The 23,200-nt window shown below is 56.4% G+C and carries 19 protein-coding genes; 7 read left to right on the top strand and 12 right to left on the bottom strand.

The annotated features are described in order from the left end of the window. Nucleotides 1-34 precede the first annotated feature (34 nt). The 4 genes from IT444_05360 to IT444_05345 all read right to left on the bottom strand — a co-directional run bounded on the left by IT444_05360 (nt 35) and on the right by IT444_05345 (nt 7,887). On the bottom strand, nt 35-1,552 hold the full coding sequence (locus IT444_05360) for a GGDEF domain-containing protein (GenBank protein ID MCC7192193.1): 1,518 nt from the start codon (nt 1,550-1,552) through the stop codon (nt 35-37). 334 nt (nt 1,553-1,886) lie between these two features. Then, nucleotides 1,887-4,418: an ATP-dependent Clp protease ATP-binding subunit gene (locus IT444_05355; GenBank protein ID MCC7192192.1), complete on the bottom strand. Its 2,532-nt coding sequence runs from the start codon at nt 4,416-4,418 to the stop codon at nt 1,887-1,889. Nucleotides 4,419-4,824: 406 nt separating this feature from the next. Beyond that, nucleotides 4,825-5,979, bottom strand: coding sequence for a PA0069 family radical SAM protein (locus IT444_05350; GenBank protein ID MCC7192191.1), 1,155 nt, complete (start codon nt 5,977-5,979; stop codon nt 4,825-4,827). A gap of 156 nt (nt 5,980-6,135) precedes the next feature. Beyond that, on the bottom strand, nt 6,136-7,887 hold the full coding sequence (locus IT444_05345) for a glutamine--tRNA ligase/YqeY domain fusion protein (protein ID MCC7192190.1): 1,752 nt from the start codon (nt 7,885-7,887) through the stop codon (nt 6,136-6,138). A gap of 238 nt (nt 7,888-8,125) precedes the next feature. On the opposite strand from IT444_05345, the gene IT444_05340 reads away from it, so the two are divergent. The 3 genes from IT444_05340 (at nt 8,126) to IT444_05330 (ending at nt 11,199) form a co-directional block, all read left to right on the top strand. Continuing rightward, a complete protein-coding gene (locus tag IT444_05340; GenBank protein ID MCC7192189.1) occupies nt 8,126-9,130 on the top strand; it encodes a Gfo/Idh/MocA family oxidoreductase in 1,005 nt (334 codons plus the stop codon). A 163-nt stretch (nt 9,131-9,293) separates the two neighbouring features. After that, nucleotides 9,294-9,917 (top strand): DUF47 domain-containing protein, encoded by a 624-nt coding sequence (locus tag IT444_05335; protein ID MCC7192188.1) that lies wholly within the window; start codon nt 9,294-9,296, stop codon nt 9,915-9,917. A gap of 142 nt (nt 9,918-10,059) precedes the next feature. Then, nucleotides 10,060-11,199, top strand: coding sequence for an inorganic phosphate transporter (locus IT444_05330; GenBank protein ID MCC7192187.1), 1,140 nt, complete (start codon nt 10,060-10,062; stop codon nt 11,197-11,199). A 13-nt stretch (nt 11,200-11,212) separates the two neighbouring features. On the opposite strand, the gene IT444_05325 is transcribed toward IT444_05330, so the two are convergent. The 3 genes from IT444_05325 to IT444_05315 form a co-directional block, all read right to left on the bottom strand. Continuing rightward, a complete protein-coding gene (locus tag IT444_05325; GenBank protein ID MCC7192186.1) occupies nt 11,213-11,521 on the bottom strand; it encodes a hypothetical protein in 309 nt (102 codons plus the stop codon). Nucleotides 11,522-11,719: 198 nt separating this feature from the next. Continuing rightward, nucleotides 11,720-11,947 (bottom strand): hypothetical protein, encoded by a 228-nt coding sequence (locus IT444_05320; GenBank protein MCC7192185.1) that lies wholly within the window; start codon nt 11,945-11,947, stop codon nt 11,720-11,722. Between the two features lie 98 nt (nt 11,948-12,045). Beyond that, nucleotides 12,046-12,486 carry a prepilin-type N-terminal cleavage/methylation domain-containing protein gene (locus IT444_05315; protein MCC7192184.1) on the bottom strand — a complete coding sequence of 147 codons (441 nt, stop codon included), beginning with the start codon at nt 12,484-12,486 and terminating at the stop codon, nt 12,046-12,048. Between the two features lie 293 nt (nt 12,487-12,779). On the opposite strand from IT444_05315, the gene recJ reads away from it, so the two are divergent. Continuing rightward, nucleotides 12,780-14,588 (top strand): single-stranded-DNA-specific exonuclease RecJ, encoded by a 1,809-nt coding sequence (gene recJ, locus IT444_05310; protein ID MCC7192183.1) that lies wholly within the window; start codon nt 12,780-12,782, stop codon nt 14,586-14,588. A 10-nt stretch (nt 14,589-14,598) separates the two neighbouring features. Here the strand turns inward: recJ and IT444_05305 are convergent, their stop codons facing one another. From IT444_05305 to IT444_05290, 4 genes are all read right to left on the bottom strand, one after another. Continuing rightward, nucleotides 14,599-15,780, bottom strand: a complete 1,182-nt coding sequence (locus IT444_05305; GenBank protein MCC7192182.1) for a PQQ-dependent sugar dehydrogenase — start codon at nt 15,778-15,780, stop codon at nt 14,599-14,601. A 22-nt stretch (nt 15,781-15,802) separates the two neighbouring features. Continuing rightward, complete coding sequence (locus IT444_05300) at nt 15,803-16,678, bottom strand: hypothetical protein (GenBank protein ID MCC7192181.1); 876 nt, start codon at nt 16,676-16,678, stop codon at nt 15,803-15,805. A gap of 109 nt (nt 16,679-16,787) precedes the next feature. Beyond that, on the bottom strand, nt 16,788-18,869 hold the full coding sequence (locus IT444_05295; GenBank protein ID MCC7192180.1) for a pre-peptidase C-terminal domain-containing protein: 2,082 nt from the start codon (nt 18,867-18,869) through the stop codon (nt 16,788-16,790). Between the two features lie 235 nt (nt 18,870-19,104). Further along, the gene (locus tag IT444_05290; GenBank protein ID MCC7192179.1) at nt 19,105-19,869 is read right to left on the bottom strand and encodes a hypothetical protein; all 765 of its coding nucleotides are present in this window, start codon (nt 19,867-19,869) and stop codon (nt 19,105-19,107) included. A 128-nt stretch (nt 19,870-19,997) separates the two neighbouring features. On the opposite strand from IT444_05290, the gene IT444_05285 reads away from it, so the two are divergent. The 3 genes from IT444_05285 to IT444_05275 all read left to right on the top strand — a co-directional run bounded on the left by IT444_05285 (nt 19,998) and on the right by IT444_05275 (nt 22,046). After that, on the top strand, nt 19,998-21,053 hold the full coding sequence (locus tag IT444_05285; protein ID MCC7192178.1) for a Gfo/Idh/MocA family oxidoreductase: 1,056 nt from the start codon (nt 19,998-20,000) through the stop codon (nt 21,051-21,053). After that, nucleotides 21,050-21,415, top strand: coding sequence for a hypothetical protein (locus tag IT444_05280; GenBank protein ID MCC7192177.1), 366 nt, complete (start codon nt 21,050-21,052; stop codon nt 21,413-21,415). The genes IT444_05285 and IT444_05280 overlap by 4 nt, the downstream gene beginning before the upstream one ends. 64 nt (nt 21,416-21,479) lie before the next feature. Then, nucleotides 21,480-22,046, top strand: coding sequence for an NUDIX domain-containing protein (locus tag IT444_05275; protein MCC7192176.1), 567 nt, complete (start codon nt 21,480-21,482; stop codon nt 22,044-22,046). Nucleotides 22,047-22,122: 76 nt separating this feature from the next. Here IT444_05275 and trpD read toward each other — a convergent pair whose 3' ends face one another. Further along, nucleotides 22,123-23,184 (bottom strand): anthranilate phosphoribosyltransferase, encoded by a 1,062-nt coding sequence (gene trpD, locus IT444_05270; protein MCC7192175.1) that lies wholly within the window; start codon nt 23,182-23,184, stop codon nt 22,123-22,125. Between the last annotated feature and the right edge of the window lie 16 nt (nt 23,185-23,200).

Raw genomic sequence — 23,200 nt, 5'->3', positions numbered from 1 at the left:
AGAGGCATCGCGGGCAAGCCATCTGAAGCATGGATCAGGCGACTTTTTGTGCCGGGGTAGGCGCGTGTGGTTTATCCGACTTTGGGGTAAAAACGCGGACGCAATTACGACCGGACTTTTTAGCAGCGTACACCCCCTGATCCGCAGCTTTCACGAGTTGCTCTGCACGGGTGAAGAACGAGCCATCGTAGGTCGCCACGCCGATGCTTGCGGTGATGGAGAGAGTTTGTCCGTCGTCAGACTGGACCGTTTGAGATTGGATGAGCTTGCGAACCGTTTCGGCGAACTTGGCAGCGGTAAGTCGATCGGTCTTGGGCAAGACAACAGCGAACTCCTCGCCGCCATACCGGGCCACCAGTGCCGTCTTGGGCGCAGACTTCTTGAGGACACCTGCAAGCTCAATGAGCACACGGTCTCCGGTCTGATGCCCATAGGTGTCGTTGAACTTCTTGAAATGATCCGTATCGAGGAAGAGCACGCTCAGCGGCCCCGCGCCGGTGCGGACCTCAGCAAAACGATCAGCCATGAAGTCCGCAAACAGACGGCGATTGGCGGCGCCTGTGAGCGAATCGGTTGTGGCCTGCTCCACCAGTTGCTTATTCTGCTGCTCCAACTGCGAGGTCTGCTGCGCTGTCTGGAGGCTGATCTGCAACAGGGCTTCCGTCGCACGGGCTAAAATCTGGTCGGGATTGACCAGCTCACCCGTAGGCAGATCAAACAGCCGACGCATCTCGACTGTGTTTTCATGGATACCCTTGAGCAGTGACTCTGCCATCTCTTTGTTGAGATTGAACCACTGCTGCGCCAACTGGTGGTAGCCCTCAAGAGCGGGGCCGGGGTTGGAACTGGTGAAAACATCCGCCAGGCGACCGCCTAACACAACGCAACGGATCAGCGGCAGAAGTTCTTCCGGCGCACCAGTCGGATCCTCGTGATAACGAATCGGCTGAACCAGCAGCGGCGGAAGATTCCATGTCTCCGCCAAGGCAGCGCCAATCTCCGCGTGATCAGTCTGGAGCTTGAGTTGCTCAGCTTCACGAAGTTTTCGGTGCTCCAGACCAACCTGCTTCAAGATGGCGGCGTAGTCACTGCCCAGGGTCTGGTTCATGGCGAGCATGCCCAGATCCTGAAGCAACCCGCCGAGGAATGCCTCCTCCTGCTGAACGAGGTTGATATGTTTCGCCAGGGAACGGGCAGCAACTGCGGAGTAGAGACTGCGCTTCCAGAAGTCCACGTGATCAAACTCATCTCCGCCGGACTCGCGGAGGTTTGGGACCAGGCTGAAACCCAGTGCCAGCGTCTTGACACTATTGAGTCCCAGAATGACCAGCGCATGACTGATGGTGCTGATCGAATGAGCCTGACCGTAAAAGGATGAGTTGACTGTTTTCAGAATCTTCGAAGAAAGGGCAGGATCGTGTGAGATCGTGTGCGCGATCTGCTTGATATTCACGTCTTTTTGTTGAACCAGATCGATCACCTCAATGGCGATCGTTGGAAGGCTCGGAAGCCTGGGGGACTTGAGTACACGTTCCAGCAAAGCCTGATTCATCGACGAACACCCCTTCCGAAATCCACCGGCTTACTCTGAAACGACATCCATCATCAGGCGGAACGATGTGCCGTTTGAAATTGACGCTAGTGTTTCATCGACTCGGACCCTACAGCACTTGAACCTTCAACACGTTGATTTTTTGACCGATTCCAGAAATCAGGACGTCTTCCGTCCGAGAAAATCTGCGGTCTTTATAGTCTGTCGCGGGTGGAATCGTTGAAGTGTCACGGATAGGAGGCATCCTGCCTTGAAACTGCTGCGATCCCGGTGATAAAAGAACCCCACCGTTTCCGGTGAGGTTCCTTGAAATCTCGAAAAAAGTGTTGGCGAATTACGTACTCTCCGCGGCAGCCTTCACCGGCTCGGCATCCTTATCCTTGCCGGGTTCTCCACCCGTTGCGGAGAGCTTGAGAGCTTCAGCACCGTCTTCACGGGTGACGTGAATGGCCTGGCCCTCGCGGAACTCACCACGCAGGATCGATTCGCTCAACGGATCTTCCACGTGCTGCTCAATCGCGCGACGCAGCGGTCGAGCACCAAAGTCAGGGTTGTAGCCCTTCTCAATCAGGAAGTCCTTGGCTTTCTCATCAAGCTCCAGCGTCATGCCGCGGTCCTTCAGACGGCCGCGAACTTTCTTAAGCTCGTACTCGACAATACCCACAAGGTCGTTGCGATTCAGCGGTCGGAATACGATCACGTCATCCAGACGGTTGATGAACTCCGGACGGAAGTAACGCTCAATTTCGCTATTGAGCGTCTTCTTCATCTTCTGATAATCCGCCTCTTCGGAAGGCTTGGTGAAACCGAAGCCGCCTTTGTTTTTGATGAGGTCCGCACCGATATTGCTGGTCATAATGAGCACGACGTTACGGAAGTCCACATGCCTGCCGAACGAATCGGTGAGCTGCCCCTCTTCCATGATCTGAAGCAGCATGTTGAACACATCAGGGTGTGCTTTTTCAATCTCATCGAGGAGCACCACGCTGTATGGCCGACGACGGATCCGCTCGGTGAGTTGTCCGCCCTCTTCGTAACCGACGTAGCCGGGAGGCGCACCGATGAGACGGCTGACGTTGTGCTTCTCCATGTATTCGCTCATGTCGATGCGAATCAGGGCTTCCTCGTCACCGAACATGAACTCCGCAAGACTCTTGGAGAGCAACGTCTTACCCACACCGGAAGGCCCGATGAAAATGAACGATCCCATCGGCCGCCTTGGATCCTTCAAACCCGAACGCGCCCGGCGAATCGCCTTGGAGATCGACTTGACCGCCTCTTCCTGGCTGACCACGCGCTTATGCAGCTCATCTTCGAGCTTGAGCAGACGCTCGGTCTCCTTCTTTTCCAGCCGGGTGAGCGGAATACCGGTCATCTTGCTGACAACTTCCGCGACGACTTCCTCGTCAACCACGCCGTCCACTTCCTTCGCCCGGTTGCGCCAATCCAATTGGATCTGTTCTTTTTTACGACGAAGGTTTTCCGCTTCATCGCGGAGCTGGGCGGCCCGTTCGTAGTCGGCAGCTCTGACCGCTTCGTCTTTTTCGATCGACAACCGCTCGATCTGCTCCTCAAGCTCAGCCATATTCGGCGGCTTGCTCATGCTCTTGAGCCGGATGCGGGCACCGCCTTCGTCGATCACGTCAATCGACTTGTCCGGCTGCACGCGCGAGGAGATGTACCGCTCCGACAACTCGACCGCGGAGCGGATCGCACCGTCTGTGATCTGCACGCGATGGTGAGCTTCGTAACGATCGCGCAAACCCTTGAGAATGGCGATCGTGTCTTCCTTGTTCGGCGGTTCGACCACGATGGTCTGGAACCGGCGTTCCAGCGCGCCGTCCTTTTCAATGTACTTGCGATACTCGTCAAGGGTCGTCGCGCCGATGCACTGGATTTCACCGCGGGAAAGAGCGGGCTTGAGAACATTGGATGCGTCGATCGCACCCTCAGCCCCACCAGCACCGACAAGCGTGTGCAGTTCATCGATGAAAAGCAATACGTTCTTGGCGCGGCGGACTTCGTTCATGACCGCCTTGATGCGCTCCTCAAACTGGCCGCGATATTTAGTTCCCGCAACCATCATCGCCAGGTCAAGCACGACGATGCGACGATCCGCGAGGATCTCCGGTACATCCTTGCTGACGATTTTCTGAGCCAGCCCCTCGACAATGGCCGTCTTGCCGACACCGGCTTCACCCAGCAACACGGGATTGTTCTTGGTACGACGGCAAAGGATCTGAATCAGCCGTTCGATTTCATTCGCGCGGCCGATCACCGGGTCGAGCGTACCTTCCTCCGCCAATTGCGTCAGGTCACGGCCAAAGCTGTCGAGGGCCGGAGTCTTGCTCTTGGAGGCTTTGGGATTTCCACCTTCGCCGGGAGAAGCGGGCGTCCCGCCTTTGGCGGCAGACTCTTCCGAATCCGCCCCGGCTCCGAGGAGGTTGAGCACTTCCTCGCGGACCTCTTCGAGCTTCAATCCCAGATTCATGAGCACCTGGGCCGCCACACCTTCATGTTCGCGCAGCAAACCTAACAACAGGTGTTCCGTACCGACATAGTTATGGTTGAGATTACGCGCTTCTTCGATGGCGTACTCAATGACCTTCTTAGCGCGCGGGGTCTGCGGGAGCTTGCCCATGGTGACCATGTCGGGACCGCTCTTGACGAGTTTCTCAACTTCAAGGCGAACTTTGCGGAGGTCCACTTCGAGGTTCTTGAGAACATTAGCACCAACACCGGAGCCTTCTTTAACGAGACCGAGCAGGATGTGTTCGGTACCGATGTACTCATGGTTGAAGCGTTGGGCTTCCTGATTGGCCAAGGCCATCACTTTTCGGGCGCGATCTGTAAACCGCTCAAACATGGTATTGCCTCTTTCTTTCCCGCTGCCGGGCACAGTAAACCGGAGAATCGGTCTCTGCTGTCCCAGTGAACGACACCACATTGTAGCGCCGCCGTCAAATGACGCAGCCGATAAAACCCAACCAATGCAAACCGCAAGCCAACTCTATATCGGTTGGTTTGGCATCTGGCTGTTATTTGACGGAATCAAGCTGTCAAAAGTTACATCTGAACACTCGAACTGCCGAAACGGCGCATCGCATAACTCTCCGTCGCTGGTCAACCGCCGATATCAGGATTTCTAATAGAGATCAGAGGTTGGCGTCGTCATCAATACGTGAAGTCGCAAGAGTTACATTGAAATTTTCACAAATTTAGTTTCATCAGCCCCAATCGACAGCGGCATCCACGGTGAACCAAGATCCATCTCAGCTAAAAAGTTCCATCTGCCCGCCCGGGTTTGGCCGCCGAAATGCAGCATGGTTCAAGGGCTGATGTGGTTGATCGAGACCGTATCGCTTGCGAAACATCCGGAACATGCTCCCGATCTGGTCCGCGATTGGTCCTTCACCTTTCATGCGCACACCGGGAGTCGCATCGTAAAGTTTGCCGCGGCGAGCACCACGAATCAGACCTTCGACGTGTCCCGCCCGGTCGGGAAAGCAGCGATGAAGCCACTCGATAAAAAGGGCCTTGACCTGCCATGGCAGTCGGAGCAATGTATAACCCGCATGGGTCGCGCCGGCGTCCTTCGCCGCTTCGAGAATGTTGGGTATCTCACGATCCGTCAACGCGGGAATGATCGGTGCGACCATCACCGTCACCGGCACACCGATCCGGGAGAGTTCGCGCACCGCATGCAACCGATCAGCAGGAGAGCTGGCCCGTGGCTCCATCTTCGCCGCGAGTTTCGAGTCCAGTGTCGTAATGCTGACCGCTGCTCGATACGCATTGAAACCGGCCAGCTCTTCGATCAAATCAAGATCACGAAGGATGAGCCGGCTTTTCGTTACTGTCGATACCGGCTGTCGACACCTGGTCATCACTTCCAGACATCGTCGAGTGATTCGCAATTTGGCTTCGACCGGCTGATACGCATCGGTTACGACTGACATCACAAGCGGGTCGCCCTTCCATTTTCGATCCGCCAATTCCTTCTCCAGTATTTCCGGCGCATCGGGCTTGCAGAGAATCCGGGTTTCGAAATCAATACCAACGGAAAACCCCAGGTACTCATGGTACGGCCGTGCAAAACAATAAATACATCCGTGCTCGCAACCGCGATACGGATTAACCGTCCACTCAAATCCCACGTCCGGGCTGACTTTGGGATCTACGTGATTGATGATTGATTTGGTCGTGTCGTACAGAACTTGTGTGACCAACTGCTGTCCAGCATGATGCGGATCTTGCGTGACGATCTCGTCCAGATGCTCACCAAGCACATGCAGGCGCACCGTCTCGAACCGATTGCCGGGATTGAGAGCGGCACCGCGGCCGCGGACCGGTCCAGTGGGTAATGCGTCACGATATTCGCCGACCTCTTGCCTGCCCTCCGGATTGTCGTACCACTTCTTCGCCATTACCAAACATTAACCAAACATTCGTCGATTTGCCAGCAAATCTTCGTCAGGTTTTCATGCAAAACAAATGAGATGGATTTCCCGCCAGTAAGTGCAGGATTGCGCACTGGACCCGTGGCTGTAAAGTCGATACCAGCTCACGTCATCAACGAGCTGTTATCCGCCTTTTTTCTGTTCCTTCGCCCACGAATCGCGAAGTGTCACCGTGCGATTGAATACGGGCTTTCCGGGGCTTGAATCCTGTGTATCCACACAGAAATAGGCGATCCTCTCGAATTGATACCGCTCACCGGGTTTGGCATCCGCCAGGCTGCGCTCGCCCTTGGCTGTAACAATTTCAAGAGATTTGGCGTTGACATTTGAGCGCCAATCCGCACCGGCGGGCAGGCCCGTCAAATCGTTGGGGTCTTCTCGGACAAAGAGCTGTTCGTATAGCCGTGCCTCTACATCTACCGCATGCCTGGCACTGACCCAGTGGATCGTGGATTTCACTTTTCGTCCGTCAGGAGCGTTGCCGCCTCGAGTCGCAGGATCGTAAGTGCAATGCACCTCCGTCACCTGGCCGGAGGCATCCTTCACCACGCTCACGCACCGGATCAGGTACGCGTAGCGAAGGCGAATCTCATTGCCGGGAAATAAACGATAAAACTTCGGCGGAGGAACCTCCTCGAAGTCTTCTCGTTCAATGTAGATCTCCCGGCCAAACGGAACCTTCCGGGTACCGGCAGATACATCCTCCGGGTTATTGACCGCTTCCAACTCCTCATCCTGACCTTGAGGGTAATTATCGATCACGACCTTCAAGGGCTTCATCACGGCCATGGCACGAAGAGCGTGCTTGTTGAGATCATCGCGCAGGCAGTGCTCCAGAAGCGCGATCTCCACCATATTTTCACGCTTGGCGACACCAATCCTCTGACAGAATTCCTTCAGCGCATCGGCTGTAAAGCCGCGCCTCCTCAGACCACCCAGCGTCGGCATACGGGGATCGTCCCAGCCGCTAACCACGCCATTCTGCACCAGAGTGAGCAGATTGCGCTTGCTCATCATCATGTACTGGATGTTGAGTCGGGCGAACTCATATTGTCGCGGCCTGTAAGTCGCGTTGGGGGACTTGGCACCCAGGGCGATCAGGGTGTCGAGAAACCAGTCGTAGAGCGGTCGATGTTCTTCGTAACCGGTATCACAAAGTGAGTGTGTGACACCTTCAATCCAGTCGGATTGGCCGTGAGCCCAGTCGTACATGGGATAGATCGACCACTTGCGGCCAGTGCGGGGGTGCTCCGCTCTCAGGATGCGATACATCACTGGATCACGCATGGTGATATTGGGCGAGGCCATATCGATCTTCGCCCTCAGCGTGCGCGTACCTTCGGGGAACTCCCCCACTTTCATGCGAGCGAAAAGATCAAGGTTTTCTTCCACGCTGCGATCACGGAATGGGCCGTTCTGTCCGGGCTGAGTCAGCGTGCCGCGTGTTCGCGTCATGTCTTCAGGAGACAGATCGCAGATGTACGCCTTTCCGTTTTTGATCAACAGCACCGCCCAGTCGTATAGCTGATCGAAGTAGTCCGATGCGTGATACTCATGATCACCCCAGGAAAAACCTAACCAGCGCACATCGTTCTTGATGCCGTCGATGTATTCCTGCTCCTCCTTCGCCGGGTTGGTGTCATCCATTCGGAGATGGCAGCGACCGCCATATTTCAATGCTGTGCCAAAGTCGAGGCACAGAGCCTTGGCGTGCCCGATATGCAGGTAGCCGTTGGGTTCCGGAGGAAAACGAGTGATGATGTGACCGGGTTTGACACGGCCTGCCTGAATGTCCGCTTCGATCACTTCATGGATGAAATTACCCGCAGCCTGAGGTGCGGGAGATGGCGGAGGATTGGATTTAAGCGTCGTCATGCCAAGCAATCCCTGTCAAAACGGAGATTGTAGCCGCGAAATTCCACGGCGCGCGGAACCATCAATGCGCGATACACATCGGAGAATTTCCCCGGTTGCAGAATCCGATGATTAACCCGGATTCGCGCTGAACCGCCACTCATTCACAATCATTTGCATCGCTCACGGATATCCTGAAGATATCCAGCTGCAATAATCGCTGAGACATCAGTCCTACCTCTTATCCCGGAATCCACTCATGGCCAAGATCGTTATCGCCGGCGTCGCACATCCACACATTTTCGGTATGACCGAATCCGCCAAGCAGGCCAAAAGTCACGAGGTTGTCGGCGTGTTCGACACCGACCCTGCGTTGCGCAAGGAAGCGGCCAAACAAATGGGAATTCCCGAATTGGAGTCGCTCAAAAGCGCCTTGGCACTCAAGCCATCGCTGGTGATCACTGCCGCCGTTCCCGGCGAACGTGCCGCACTGACCGAACAGTGTCTCGCCGCCGGAGTGGCTGTGCTCGTGGATAAGCCTCTGGTGTTCTCACACGCCGGCCTTGAGCGCATCATTGCTGCAGTCCGACAACACAAAAAACCTGTGATCACCTATTACCCATACCGGGGCTATCCGGATGTACGCGCCGCCAAAACTCTGCTTGACAGCGGTGCCATTGGCAAACTCGTCCGTGTAATGGCTTGCGGGCCGCACAAGCTTAATCCCTCAATACGACCAGCCTGGCACTGGACCGCGGCGGGTAACGGCGGCGCGATCCTCGACATCGGATCACACCACGCCGATCTCTGCTGCTTTTTTGCCGGCGAGTCTCCGTCATGGGTTTCCGCCATTCATGGCAATTTTGACCAACCGACACACAAAGAGTTTCAGGACTTTGCGCAGGCACAGTTCCGCTTCCCCAGCGGCACATTCGGACACTTTGAAGTGGATTGGCTCAATCCAACCTCAATGAAAACCTTCGGCGACAGCCGAATCTGGCTCCAGGGCACCAAAGGTAAAATCGAGATCCGTCACGGTGATGAGCCAAGTGCGTTGTATTGGAACGACAAAGTATCCGGTGCGGCACTTGACCAAGCCGGCCTGCCAAATGTCGATCAATGGACGACGCAGCTGATCGAAAATATGGCTGGCGGCGGTACGGGCTTGATCCCTCAGGATGAAATCTGGCGTGCCTCGCGGGCGACACTGTGGGCCTTTGAATCAGCTCAAGCAGGCGGTAAGCCCGTCTCTCCTGGAAGGTAATAACGCCTCATCCGTCAAGGCTGCATTCCTCCGTCGCCCGAAACAAATCGGTGGCCTCTCCGCAGACCGTAAATTTATTTCGGCGTGCGATATCGCCATCTCTGAACTACGTTACAATTCCTCCACTTAAATAGACGACGACCTCACGACCACGGAATCCTGCATGTTCAACTTACTGCCCAAGGACACTATTTTTTTTGATTTATTTGAGAAGATTGCTGCACACGGCGTATCCGCATCGAATTACCTCCAACGCCTTGTGAAGGAATTTCCCGCCATTGACGGTCCGCTTCAGGTCATCCGCAACGAAGAACACGCCGCGGATGAGCTGTCACATCAGGCACTCGATCGGCTGGATCGCACGTTCATCACACCCTTTGATCGTGAGGATATTCACGAACTGGTCGGCGGACTCGACGACATCATCGACGAGATCGATGCTCTGGCGAAACGGATCAAGCTCTACCACGTCAAGTCCATCGAGGTTGAGTTTATCCGACAGATCGACATCCTCGTGCAGTCAACGGTCAACCTGCACGAAGCGGTTCTCCTGCTTCGCAAAAGCAGAAAATTCTCCGACCTCAAACTCAAGCTCATCGAAATCCACCGACTCGAGAGCGTAGGTGACGACAACAATCACGCAGCAGTTTCACGGCTTTACGAGGGTAACACGCCGCCACTTGAAGTCATGAAGTGGAAGGAGTTTTACGACCGCATCGAAAAAGCCATCGATAAATGCGAGGACGTGGGAAACACACTGGAACGGATCGTTCTAAAGAATGGATGAGCCAGAACCACCAATGGCGGGGATTCATGGATCGAATGACTACTTGAAATCCGCACCTGCGCCGTCCTCACCACGACTTCCCAGACCTGTGACCCTCATTAAAAGTCTGCACCCTAACCGCTGAGTCCCGAACACTCACCCCATGCTTTCTCTACTTGCTCAAACTTCCGCTCCAGCCGCCCCCGTCGCGGTCGGCGCTACGCTCTACCTGATTTTTTTTATCATCTTTATCGCGCTGGTTTTCGACTTCCTTAATGGATTTCACGATGCGGCAAACTCCATCGCGACCGTAGTCTCAACGCGCGTCCTGACGCCTACACAGGCGGTCACATGGGCGGCTTTCTTTAATTTCGTCGCGGCATTCGCCTTCGGCACCGGCGTAGCCAAGACAATCGGCAAGGGTCTGGTTGATATCAGTCAAGTCGATATCTACGTCATCTTCGCAGGCCTGCTGGGCGCGATCATCTGGAACATCATCACCTGGCTGCTCGCACTGCCAACGAGTTCCTCACATGCTTTAATCAGCGGTTACGCCGGGGCCGCCATCGCCAAGGCGGGTGTCTCGGCGATCATACCCAGCGGGTGGGTTCCGGTACTGCTCTACATCATCCTCTCACCGACAATCGGCTTCCTGCTGGGCGTTGTGATGATGGTGGCGGTTTCATGGATTTTCCGTCGATCCACTCCCAACGGAGTGGACAGCCTCTTCCGCAGACTTCAGTTGTGTTCGGCAGGTATTTACAGCCTCGCGCACGGAACCAACGACGCCCAGAAAACCATGGGCATCATCGTCGCCTTGCTCGTTGCCGGCGGACGCGAATCATGGACCCGCTGGGGGCACGTTCATTGGGAGCATGTCGGCTTCCATGTTGGAAGCTGGCATGTAAACCTCGGATTTATGCCCAGCCATGAGTACGGCCTGCCGATCATCCTCGCTTGTCATGCCGCGATCGCGCTGGGCACAATGTTCGGCGGATGGCGCATCGTTAAAACGATGGGTTCAGGAATCACACGGCTACAACCCGTCGGCGGCTTCTGTGCCGAAACGGCTGCGGCGGTGACGATCATCGGGGCCACCGTCAGTCACGTACCGATCTCAACCACACATGCGATCACCGGTGCCATCCTTGGCGTCGGCACCACCAAGGGCGTTCGCAGCGTCCGCTGGATCTGGGGGCAGCGCATCGTCGTGGCGTGGATCCTGACGCTTCCCTGCTCCGCCTTCATCGCTGCGGTGGCGTACTTGTTAATACACGGACTGGTCCAACCGTTCTTCCAATAGCCGTCCGCACACTTCAACTCATCGATTCCAACAAAGTCGCCATCTCCTCGCGGGCGTGGCTATCACCTACCTTGGTCGCGACTTCCATACCGACGCGCAGGATCTGACAGGCTGCGTCATCGTCACCCTTTTCCGAAAGCATCTTTGCCTTTTGGAAAAAGGCGTAGCAATAGTGCGGGTCGATTTCGAGCGTCTTATCCAGCCACGTGATCGCGTCGGCAAAACGCTGCACCTTGGCGTGCTCAAGTGCAATGCCATAAGTGAGAAAAGCGTCCTTGGGATCAGCGTGATGGAGCTTCTGGAGTTGATCGAGACGAGACATCGTTGCTTTTCTTCCTTTATCCGCGCCGCTTGATCGGAGCGAGACTACCATTGAACGTAAATCAAGATTAACTCAACAGGCCAAATCGGGTGTTGAGATCATTCAGCATTTTTCTTTATCACAATCATGTGTCGTGTACGAGCGATCTTGACGGCATGTCATGCGCGACTCCAAACACCGTCGTCCGATTCGCTTTATTTACGAAATCTTCTGATTTTTCTGACGTTGGCAAAGGCGGCGGTTGAAGTAAAAAAAGTAGCCGAGCATCGCTGCTCCGACGATCACTGACACCACGAGCATGATGTAGTACGGACCGCGAGCGCCATCGGTCTCAATCTTCAAGCGATGAATTGCAAAATATCCAAAGCCTATGGCGAAGGCGACAAAGGCCAGGATCAACACGCGGTGAAAGTTGTATAAGGCCATGAGTCACTCCGTCGAAACATCTTAGGCGGAGCGATGCTGATAAAAAACACCCATCCATAAATAGCTGGGTGTTTGATGTCGTAGCGGTCGAGTGTCGGTCAGTAGGTTCGGGACTGCGCGGAGTCGTTGGCGCGGAAGTCCCCGATGGACGGGTCGAAGTACCACGCACTGGAACCCGCAGCACCGTTTCCTATATCGCGGGTTGAGGTCCAGGGATTCAACGGCATCTGCTGAATGTACGGGCCGTGCGGGTACCCTGCGGTTCCCGGAGCAGCGGTATCGCCTGCGGTATTAGACGCCTGCGTCATCTGGGCCACAAAATCCGCCACTGTCGGGTAATTCCCGTTGTGCTGCTGCTGGTAAAGAATCAACTGCGTGCGGATACGATGCAGGTCCATTTTGAGCGTGTTTTCGCGGCTGCTGTCAGTCGCGCTGGTGAACTGAGGAATGACGATCGAAGCAAGCACACCGAGAATCACAACAACAATCAAAATCTCAATGAGTGTGAAGCCGCGTTTGGAAGACTTGGTATGTGCCATTGAGTTCCCCTCTCACGAGAAACATGATCCAGCAGACAACATGCGGGCTGTCCGTCTGGCTTTTATCGGCAATCGACGGCGCAACTTGAGGTAACCTTGGCAAGAACACGCTCCATGTTCTCTTTCAAGTCGTTTTGCCGCGAAAAATGCAGTGGTTGCAGTGGGCTGTGGCTGTTTATGACGACTGGGTAATCATTCTCGGAACTGATCCGACTTCAAGTCTCTTTCCATCAACAATTGCTAGGAGCGAACCGGGGAGAGCCACCTTCAATAACGGGGGTTATCATGCTGCCATGCTTGAAGCAGGGATGCTCAAACGCTGGCGGATGCGAACGGGGGCGGAGAGTCCGAACCCTGCGGCGAGTATCGAGACAGGTCAAAAAAATGATGCCGTGCGGAACCTCGCCCAATCCCTGCGTGTACATCCGCTGATCGTCCAACTGCTGCTTCTTCGAGGGATCAAAACCGCTGAACAAGCTGTTCCATTCCTTGCTCCGAAACTGACGCAACTCCACGACCCCGCCCAGATTCCCGGCCTGGATCGAGCCGCCTGCCGTATCGCACAGGCGGTGCGAGACGGTCAGCGCATCGTGATCTACGGCGACTATGACGTAGATGGCATTACCGCCAGCTCGATCCTCTGGCACACACTCCACACCGTCGGCGCTGCGGTCACGACCTACGTGCCGCATCGTGTTGAAGAAGGCTACGGGATCCACGCCGACGCCATCCGACAAATCGTCGAAAGCGAATCCCGCCCTCTCATCATTTCCGTGGATTGCGGCATCACTGCCGTTGAGCCGGCACGAGTCGCCCGCGAATTGGGTGTGGATCTGATCATCACCGATCATCATGAGTTCCACGTTGATCACCTGCCCGATGCCTATGCGCTGGTGCATCCCCGGCTGCCGGGCTCGGAATATCCCTTCCCCCACCTCTGCGGCGCGGGGGTTGCATTCAAACTCGCATGGCAGTTCTGCAAGGTTTACTGCAACAGCGAAAAAGTACCGGAGCACCTCCGTGAACTGCTGGTTGATCTGCTCAGCCTGGCTGCGTTAGGCACCATCACCGACGTGGTGCCACTCGTGGGTGAAAATCGCGTCATCACAACTTTTGGTCTGGGACAGATCAAGCACACACGCTTCGTCGGCCTCAACGCGCTGATCGACGCCTCCCGTTTGCGGGAGGAAAAAATCGATGCCTATCACGTAGGCTTCGGGCTTGGACCGCGTTTGAACGCATGCGGTCGAATGGGGCACGCCAGACAGGCGGTCCACATGCTGACCGCGGCAGGCCAGGACGAGGCGATATCCATTGCCAAGTTTCTGACGCAGGAAAACGACCGTCGCCGCGCCACCGAGCGCGTGATTTTTCAGGAAGCAAAGGAGATGGTCATCGCGCAGGGATTTGACCATGCTGATTGCCGCGCCATCGTGCTGGGAAAAGAGGGCTGGCACCCCGGTGTAGTCGGTATCGTTGCCAGCCGGCTTGTCGAGACTTTCAGCAGGCCGGTCGTGCTCCTGAGCTATCCGGGCGGCGACGACGGCGAAGCGCACGGATCGGCACGCAGCGTCAACGGTATTTCCATTCACGAGGCTTTTTCTCACTGCGCCACACATCTTTCGACCTATGGCGGCCACGCGATGGCTGCCGGGCTGCGCCTCGCGGTCAATCGCGTCGAGGAATTTCGTAAAAGTCTGGTGGCCTACGTCAACAATCGCCTCGATACGAGCGACTTGATCGCCGTTCTCGAGATCGACGCCGAGTGCGAACTCGAAGACATCACCCTCGATCTTGTCACTCAGTTAAACAAACTGGCACCGTTTGGCGCATCGAATCCCAGCCCGGTACTTTGTGCTCGTGGCGTCATACTCGAACAAAACGCCTATCGCATGGGGGCTAACGGCAGTCACCTGAGCCTGATGCTGCGGCAAGATTCCCGAGTCGTGCGCGCTGTCGCGTGGAATCAAGGCGAACTTGCGCCGCGACTTCCCGCCGGCGTGAAGATCGATATCGCATTCGAGCCGAAAATTTCTCAATGGCAGGGAGTCAGCAAATCCGAATTGCACATCAAAGACCTGCGAATTGTCCCCAGACAGTGACAGCTGTCGCTTATTCCCCGTCGTCACTCACGGGTTCAAACTTCATAATCCGCCCGCCAAGCGAAACGACATAAACCTCGCCGTCGCGGTCTTCACCGAAACTTGCGATCGCAGGCACCTCACCGAGATACGCAGGGCTCACCTCTCGTCCAGCTTCCGCATCCGCAGCATTAAGTGCCCAGATCAGCCCTGATCCGAAATCCCCATAGATGTACTGTCCTGAAAGCGCCGGAATCTTTTTGCCTCGATACACATATCCGCCAGTAATGCTGATGGCTTCACGGTGATGATGCTCGACCACCGGCTCGACCAGTTTCAACCCGGCGGGTTTTACTCCCGACGGCACGTTATAGTCGTGCATCCCTTCGCGAATGCGCCAGCCGTAGTTGCCGCCGCGCCTGATGATGTCTATCTCCTCCCACAAGTTTTGCCCTACGTCGCCGGCCCAAAGCGTGCCGTTTTTTCGATCAAAGGAAAAACGCCACACATTGCGCAAACCGTAAGCGTAGATTTCCGGGGTTGCGCCATCGGGAAACGGGTTGTCCTTTGGAATTGTGTATTTCTTCGTACCATCGCTTGACGGGTGATCGATGTCGATGCGGAGAATTTTTCCCAGCATCGTGTCGAGCTTCTGTCCGTTGTTATGAGGATCACCGCCTGAGCCGCCGTCTCCGAGGGAAAGGTAGAGAAATCCATCCGGGCCAAACGCTGTCATTCCGCCGTTGTGGTTAGCCCAGGGCTGCCGGACCTCCAGCAAAATTTCTTCGCTGGCGGGATCGATGGTTTCATTTTTCGGATCCATTTTGAATCGAGAGATGACATTACGCCGCGGCATATCGTGGGCCGTGTAGTGCAGCACCACCTGATGGTTTTCCTTGAACTTCGGGTGAAATGCGAAGCCCAGTAATCCTTCCTCGCCGCCGGCTCGTACCTTGTCGCGAAAGTCGATGGCGACATGGGATTCCGTCACATCGGGCCTGTTTTCAAACCAGAGAATCCGCCCGCCTTGCTCAACTACGAAAATCCGATCCGTCCCATCAGGCGGGTAGGTCAGAAATAGCGGCCCATGAAGCCGCAGCTTCGGGAAAGCATTGATGACGTGAACCGGCGACTTCGCCGCAATGACACTCGGAACAGCTAGCAAAAGCTGCAACAGCATCATCGCGGCCACGGTGACTGATTTGGATTTCATGACGGGATTGTAGGGCAAGGTCCTATGTGAGCGGTTTACCCTTGACGAGTTGATCCAGAGTCACCGCTTGAAAAAACTCCGGATTGAATCTCGTGCGCCTCGACCCGGGCGTCACCTGACGTGCCAGCTTTTTCAGTCGCCAATGCACACCCATGCGCTTCCTGGGATCAGACGGCACAGCGGCAGATCCCGACCACTCCGCAACATAATCGCTCTGTTGCGGCGTCCGCATCAATGACCTGGAAACATCCACCCGACGAGCCTGTACCATCAGGTAAGTCGGAAACGCATTGGTCAGCGTGACACGCTTCTTCACAACAGCGGGATCGCGCACCGCCATCCACGACGCATCCGGGGCATACTCAACGACGTACATCCGCTCCACTGCAAAGCCAGCTTCCGCGGAGAATACTCGATAAAAAAGCTCCGGGCTAAACTGATAAAAACCGTGGCCAAACAGGTTGTTCGCCGGCGTGATACCCAGGAAATGCCCCCCCGGCGCAATCATCGTCATGCAATTACGTATCGCCTGCGGGAAGTTGAAAACGTGTTCCAGTGAACCGCCGTCGATCACCACGGAGTACTGATCGTGATGTTCGTGCGCGATCGGCTGGTTCATGTCATGAACAACAGAGGCCCCCTCATACGACGATGCATCAACCGAGGTGACACTTTCAGCTCCGATCAGCTTGAGCAAAGGCTCTGAGTAACCCTGTTCCGCAGTCAGCAGAGTCTTAGCATCCGGGGTCTTGGTAATACCAAAACGTCGCAGCCGGTCATTGAGATGAGTGGCTGTGATGTGCAGGCTCTGCCTGCCGATCATCGCAGTGCGTGCGAATCGCACACCTGCAGCGCGAGCGGCAAGCAGAAACGTGATGCCGTTGATATCGAACCCCATGCGGCACGTCCCGTGACGGCCGCATGATACAACAGGCGGACAGTTCCACGATCAGTCCACTGCAACCCTCACCGCGACGAGGTTCCCATCCGCACGCCTGCTGCAAGGTTTACGCAGCCGCGGTGTAGTTGAAGTTAGCCATCAGTTGCGTGAAGTTCAGAGCCGGAGGCTGATTCGTTCCCCAGGGGTTGTAAAGCGAGAAGGTTTTTGTGGTCGAGTCGTAGCCGGTGATGATGTAGGCGTGGTTGGCGATGACGCCATTGGTTGTACCTGATGACTTCGAGCCGGCGGTGATCATCTTGCCGGAGGAGAGCATCGTAGTCAGGGCACTTTCGGTGCTGAACATCTGAGTCGAGGAAGGCCTGTTGAGCATCTGGGTGTAAACCGTTCCCATCCAGCCGCCGGAAATGCCTTGATACGAGTTGGTCCCGTCCTGACCGAGCCACTTCATCTCGTTGGCTTGGGCGTAGGCTTTTTCGATGAGCGGCACCCAAAGCTCGTTACCCGCGTTGGTGTAAGCCGCCCCCATGTTGGCAAAAATGAGGCGACCGCCGCTATCCACAGGCAGGTAGCGGTCCACCGTCACGAAATCCGCCACGCTGTTGTTGTAAAAGCGAATGGTGTAGGTTTGATCGCCGTTGTCGATGATCATGTTCTGGATCGATGACGGCGAGTTCAGCGCGATCGAACCCATCGTAGCCAGCAGGTAGCAGTCTCCGACGGTTCCCTGACGGATGTCGGTATAAGCGATGCCATTTTGAAAGAGTGACCCGGCCACGTACTGATAGGTGTAGGTCGCACCGCCGGGTGATTTAGCGACCGGATGATCAGCACCGAGGAACCACTTATCGACGAGTTTGCCGAGCTGCCCCGCGCTGCTCCCCGACGCCAGATTTCCCAGAGACGAGCCGAGGTAGGTCGCATTCGCGACCGAGCCATTGACGATCTTGCCGGCAAGAACTTTCACGTAGTCAGCCATGCCGAAAGTCGAAGCACTCGCCACGATCTTGCGCAGGTCCGCCAACTCGTTGGCGTCCACGACGCCGTCATCGCTGCCCGCGGTGGCGAGGATGTTAATCATGTCGCCGCGATTGAAGGAGCCATCGGTAAACAGGCTGCGGGCGACCGTCACGATGCCGCTATCAAAGAGATTGCTGCTGAACCAATCCGTGCCAGGCTCAGGTGCAGGAGTCGGAGTTGGAGTCGGGGTCGGCGTGGGTTCTGGAGCTGGTGTCGGGGCAGGAGCCGGCGCGGTTAGCGAAAGGCTCAGCGCATAACCGGTATTCGAACCGCTGTTGTACACCCGCACGTAATAGGTGCCCGCAGTCAGCGACTTCTGCATCGTCTCCGTGCCCGTACCCGTCAGTGCGCTTGATGCCAGAACTTCACCCGGGTCGGCCACGCCGTTACCGTTGGCGTCAGCGATGAACTGGAGATCAGCATTGGAGCTTAGACCCGAAAGGTTGATCGTGGCGTTCATCGCCGAGGTGACGGAAAACTTGAAGAAATCGTCATGGTCCGATGTGTTGAGTGCTTCGCTGAGCGTGTAGCCGCTGCTGATCGTGCCCAGGTTGCGGGCGTCAGCAAGGGTATTGCCAGCGGTATCCGTTGGACCGTCAACCTTGCTGAGCGTGAGTTTGTAGGTTCCTTTGCCTTTACCCGATACGTCACCCAGACCGGTGATGGCTGAATAGCCTGTGTTACCTGATGCGGAGACCGCGACGTAGTACCGTCCTCCGGTCGAGAAGGTATAGGTCAGGTATGAATCTTTACCGGCAGCTTCACCTGGAGCAGCTGCGTTGTCATTAAACGCGATCTGTTCACCCAGTGAATTGAAAAGCCGCAAGTACGAATCAATGGTGCCGGACCTGCGATCGACATCCATCGAGATCGTCTGTCCAGTGGATACGTCAAATGAAATCATGTCCACATCGGTGGTGGCATCCATGGTGCCTGAAATAACCCGTGTGGTGGACATGACGCCCGCAACGACCGCTTCACGGATCTGGTCATTGGCGTCGATCGGCGTTGCCGCCATCATTACGCGCGGCTCAAGCGGTTCCAACTCGCTCCCGGCGACTGGCGCGAACGCATTCAGCAGCCGGCGCGTGGATGGCCGTTTCATTACACCCACGCGCGGCCACTGGGATTGATTTTCATAGCTCATCCAGCTTCGTAGTGATTCGTTCACGCGAATACCCTTTCAGCCCTCGACCGGTATCTCTCCGGCCCTGACCCGGAACGCGCCACAGGCACGCGAGCGAAAGGATTCAATTCGTGTGCAACTTCTGCAATGCAGATAACCCTGCAAAGTTTGGAACTTGAGCGAAACTTTTCCGGCTCGCCGGTGTGTAACGGTTATGCCGCCAGCCGATCCAGCCGCAATCCTGTTACTTTCCCAAACACGGACAGAAATGAATGATGAGCTACTGAGCAGCCGGCTTCGTCGTCGGCTCATCCACCGGCGTCAATCGAAGCGTGACTTTCGTTCCGACCGGCGGAATCTTTTCAGTGCGCGTGCCCCAGGTGGAATTATCATCATCGTTGGTCATCGTCGTATCACGCGAGAGCAGGTCGTCACCAAAATTCACCAGCGAAACCACCGTGCCATTAAGGTCCGCGTAATAAACTTTTTCGCCTTCGACCTCGCCGATCGCTGAGCCGGCAAAGAGCCAGATGTTGCCCTTCATCGGCTCATGAGTGTTCTGATTGATAATCCATTCATTGGCGGGCACCTCGACCCGCTTTCCGCTCTCCTCATAAAGAATGGTGATACGAACTTTCGGGCCATGCGGCGGAGACCACTTGGCCTCATCACCTTCAAGCCAACTGCGCATCGGGGAGCCGGCCTCAAGACCCAGCATCAGCAGCGCAACATGGATGTGGCTGGGACGGGCTGGCACCGTGAGAATGGACTCGTGTTCTCGTGATTTGGGTGAACAGGCCAGCAGTTCGAGCCATTTCGCCTCGCGAAGCACGACCGTCGCCTCAAGATCTATCGTGCGATGCTGTCGATCAATGCTGATGTGCGGTAAGCCCTGTGCCGGCAGGGTCGCGGGAGTCGTTGCGGGCGATGTCGCGGCAGGCGGCGGAGCAGCAGGCGACTGCCCCCACAACAACAGCACACACCAACCCATCAGGCCGGCAACGCCACAAACACCGAAACGCCAGCTTTGAAACAAAGTTCTCATTGACTCAATCTTAGATCATGTCTGACGGGTTTAGCACACGTGATTGCTAGAATCTCGATGAGTTTCTCTGGATGCTGCCTGCATTCTCGATCAACGCATCCGTCTTCTCCAGCATAAACTTTTCGGGCATGACTACTCCAACCATCCGTATCGGATTTATCGGTGCCGGCAGCATCGCCCGGGCGCGTCACCTGCCTAACCTGCAAAAACTCGCGGGCGTGAAAATCGTCGCTGTCAGCAATCGTGGTCGCGCCAGCGCTCAGGCTGTCGCCAGAGATTTTGGTATCCCCAGGGTTATTGATGATTGGCGCGAGCTTCTCAAGCAGTCTGACCTCGATGCCGTATTCATCGGTACCTGGCCGTACACGCATTGTGAGATGTCCATCGCCGCACTAGAAGCAGGCAAGCACGTTTTCTGTCAGGCGCGGATGGCTATGAACCTCGCGGAAGCAAGAGCGATGCTCGCCGCCGCCAAAGCACACCCAACCCTTGTAAGTCAGATTTGCCCGCCGCCGTCACGCATGCCATTCGAGCCGTTTGTGCGCAACCTGCTTTCACGCGGCGAAATGGGTGACATCTACTCCGTTGAGCTTCTGAGCCACAGCGGAGCGAATCTCCAGACCGATGCCGTCCATTGGCGGGAACTCCGCGAATTCAGCGGAAATCAAGTCATGGCTGTGGGCATCTACGCCGAGACGCTCAACGCCTGGGTGGGGCCATACGAACGGCTCACCGCCTGCACAGCCACACCTGTCGCCATCAAACACTCCGCCGGCCAGAGTGTGTCCATTGATGTCCCTCAAGTCGTGACGATCTGCGGGCAACTCGAAAATGGCGCGGTCGCGGTTGAGCATCATCTTGGCCTCGCATCCGACAGGACGACACTGGGTGACTCACTCACCATCTGGGGGCGTCAAGGCACGCTCAGGTACACGTTCGGCCAGACCATCGAATGGGCAGCCGCAGGCCAACCTCTCAAACCTGTGATTGTGCCCGACTCGCTCCAACGCGGTTGGCGGGTCGAAGAAGATTTCATCGCCAGTATCCACAGCTCACAATCAGGCGGGACATCCCGCATCGGGATGAATCCCGACTTTTCCGAGGGTTTGGCGTATATGAAAAAAGTCGAAGCTGTCCACGTCTCAGCATCAACCGGTCGCGAAGCTAAGCTTGCATCACTGTGACCTCTCCCTCGTCATCCTCTGAACCAGCGCCTCTCCACCCGGAGCGATTGACCTGGGCGGCTCTGCTGGGCCGTTGGGTGGACTTTGCGCGATCGTCACTCGCATTACCGGAAGACGAATCAGGAGAACGACTGCGCCGCAGTGTGCCGGACATCATCATGCTTCAGGCGGTATGGTTCGCGCTGGCAAACCTGCAGGAACTTGACGCCTCCGAGCGCGCACTGGGGCTGGACCGCGCAGCGGTGTTGATCGAAAAACATACAAAAACATTGGAAGCGGTCTGGCGTGGCTCGGAGTTACCCGAGGCATTGCGCGACGTGATGCGCGAAGCTCGCGAGGAACTTTCCAAAGCTACCGGGTAACGCCCCGTCGCTGCAACGATTATTTCGCTGTCAGCCTTCACTCGCTTCCGGTCGGAATCACCACATGGGCAGCCCTCGCCAAACGAAACCCAAAACAGCGCGTGCTGGCAGGGAAAAGCATCTCATGCGGTGGGCGATCAAAGGGCACAGTGTGATTGATCGCACCTGGTACCGTCACGAGCGCGGCTTGCCGCGGAGAACGTCGGCGGGCGGAGTGGTCGTCCGGCTGCGCGGAACTTGCATCGAGGTAGCCTTGGCGCGAGAAGGCGACTTCCCTCAATACATTTTGCCCAAAGGCGGCGTCGATCCAGGTGAAACGATCGAACAGGCTGCCCAGCGTGAGATAGCTGAAGAAGCCGGACTCACACAGCTCACCCGTCTGGGCAAACTCGGCACGCGATCACGGCTGACGTTTACGAAACGCAAGTGGGTAACCGTCCACTACTACCTCTACACGACCACCGCTCAGGCACAGCAACCCACGGACATCAAACATTTCCACAAAGCGAAATGGTTTCCGCTGAGCCGGCTCCCGGAGATGCTCTGGCCGGAACAGCGCGAGATGCTTGAATCGATGCGTCCCGTGATCACGGAACGGTTGCGGAAGTACCGGTCAAACGCACAACTTTGAGCAGCCTGCGCATCTTTGCTGCATCTTGTCGTAAAGAAGCCCATCAAACCGTGACCTGCTGAGGCAGCAATGCAAATCAGGATTGATCTGCCTGCGTGATTGCGATCACGGTCTGCAGCACACGATTGGCGTTCCCGTTATCGATTGCCTCGGCTGCGAGTTGTATCCCTGACGCCAGGTCGCGCGCCAGATCGGCGACGACCAGCGCAGCAGCGGCGTTAAGCAACACCACATCACGGGCCGGCCCAGCTTGCCCGGTGATGACGTGGAGAAGCATCTCCGCACTTTTCTGCGGGCTGTCCACGATTAAATCCGACAACTCCGCGCGGTAAAGCATGAGTTGTTCCGGTTCAATCTCATAGGTTTCGATCACGCCGCCACGCAGGTGGCTGATCCTGGTCGGGCCTGTGGTCATCAACTCACCGGCTGTTCCACCCGATCGACCGCCAGCCGCGGGAAGCGTGCTGTTGACGACCATCGCGTGCTCGGCACCGAGGCGATTGAGCACGCCGGCAATTTTTTCCGTCAGGTCAGCACGGGGCACGCCCATGACCTGCGCGGTTGCGCGGGCGGGATTGGTCAGCGGGCCGAGCAGATTGAAGATGGTTCGGAAACCCAATTCCTGCCTTACGGGACCGGCGAACTTCATAGCCGGGTGATGGGCCGGGGCGAAACAAAAGCAAAAGCCCGATTCATCGAGACATCGCGTCAGGGTCTGCGGTGATACCGCAAGCTTCACACCCAGCACCTCCAACACCTGACTGGAACCGGACACGCTGGTCACCGAGCGGTTGCCATGTTTGGCGACCACGATGTTATGCGGTCGGCCCGCACCGGCTGCCACCAACGCAGCAGCCGTTGAAATGTTGAACGTCTTTGATTCCGTTCCGCCTGCGCCGCAGGTGTCGATAACCTTCACACCTTCCGGCACCTGAACCTCGGTGACCTTCGAGCGCATGACGGTGGCTGCGCCAACGAGTTCATCGAGCGTCGCCCCGCCGTGTGCTTCGATCAGCGCGAGCACCGCACTGATCTGAACCGGGGTGGCCCGGCCGGTCATTATTTTTTCAAACGCATCCTGAGCCTGAGCCGTACTGAGCGGTCGGCCGGACGCGAGCTGGGCAAGGTGTTCTTTCATGCGAAGAAGGTCTGGG

The sequence above is a fragment of the Phycisphaeraceae bacterium genome (assembly GCA_020851465.1).
Lineage (GTDB): Bacteria > Planctomycetota > Phycisphaerae > Phycisphaerales > Phycisphaeraceae > JADZCR01.
The sequence above is the reverse complement of the archived record's forward strand: the minus strand, read 5'-3'. Positions and strand labels throughout refer to the sequence as shown.

Coding starts and splice junctions, on each gene's coding strand:
- IT444_05360 (MCC7192193.1), bottom strand. CDS start 1,552: ATGAATCAGGCTTTGCTGGAACGTGTACTCAAGTCCCCCAGGCTTCCG.
- IT444_05355 (MCC7192192.1), bottom strand. CDS start 4,418: ATGTTTGAGCGGTTTACAGATCGCGCCCGAAAAGTGATGGCCTTGGCC.
- IT444_05350 (MCC7192191.1), bottom strand. CDS start 5,979: ATGGCGAAGAAGTGGTACGACAATCCGGAGGGCAGGCAAGAGGTCGGC.
- IT444_05345 (MCC7192190.1), bottom strand. CDS start 7,887: ATGACGACGCTTAAATCCAATCCTCCGCCATCTCCCGCACCTCAGGCT.
- IT444_05340 (MCC7192189.1), top strand. CDS start 8,126: ATGGCCAAGATCGTTATCGCCGGCGTCGCACATCCACACATTTTCGGT.
- IT444_05335 (MCC7192188.1), top strand. CDS start 9,294: ATGTTCAACTTACTGCCCAAGGACACTATTTTTTTTGATTTATTTGAG.
- IT444_05330 (MCC7192187.1), top strand. CDS start 10,060: ATGCTTTCTCTACTTGCTCAAACTTCCGCTCCAGCCGCCCCCGTCGCG.
- IT444_05325 (MCC7192186.1), bottom strand. CDS start 11,521: ATGTCTCGTCTCGATCAACTCCAGAAGCTCCATCACGCTGATCCCAAG.
- IT444_05320 (MCC7192185.1), bottom strand. CDS start 11,947: ATGGCCTTATACAACTTTCACCGCGTGTTGATCCTGGCCTTTGTCGCC.
- IT444_05315 (MCC7192184.1), bottom strand. CDS start 12,486: ATGGCACATACCAAGTCTTCCAAACGCGGCTTCACACTCATTGAGATT.
- recJ (MCC7192183.1), top strand. CDS start 12,780: ATGCTTGAAGCAGGGATGCTCAAACGCTGGCGGATGCGAACGGGGGCG.
- IT444_05305 (MCC7192182.1), bottom strand. CDS start 15,780: ATGAAATCCAAATCAGTCACCGTGGCCGCGATGATGCTGTTGCAGCTT.
- IT444_05300 (MCC7192181.1), bottom strand. CDS start 16,678: ATGGGGTTCGATATCAACGGCATCACGTTTCTGCTTGCCGCTCGCGCT.
- IT444_05290 (MCC7192179.1), bottom strand. CDS start 19,869: ATGAGAACTTTGTTTCAAAGCTGGCGTTTCGGTGTTTGTGGCGTTGCC.
- IT444_05285 (MCC7192178.1), top strand. CDS start 19,998: ATGACTACTCCAACCATCCGTATCGGATTTATCGGTGCCGGCAGCATC.
- IT444_05275 (MCC7192176.1), top strand. CDS start 21,480: ATGGGCAGCCCTCGCCAAACGAAACCCAAAACAGCGCGTGCTGGCAGG.
- trpD (MCC7192175.1), bottom strand. CDS start 23,184: ATGAAAGAACACCTTGCCCAGCTCGCGTCCGGCCGACCGCTCAGTACG.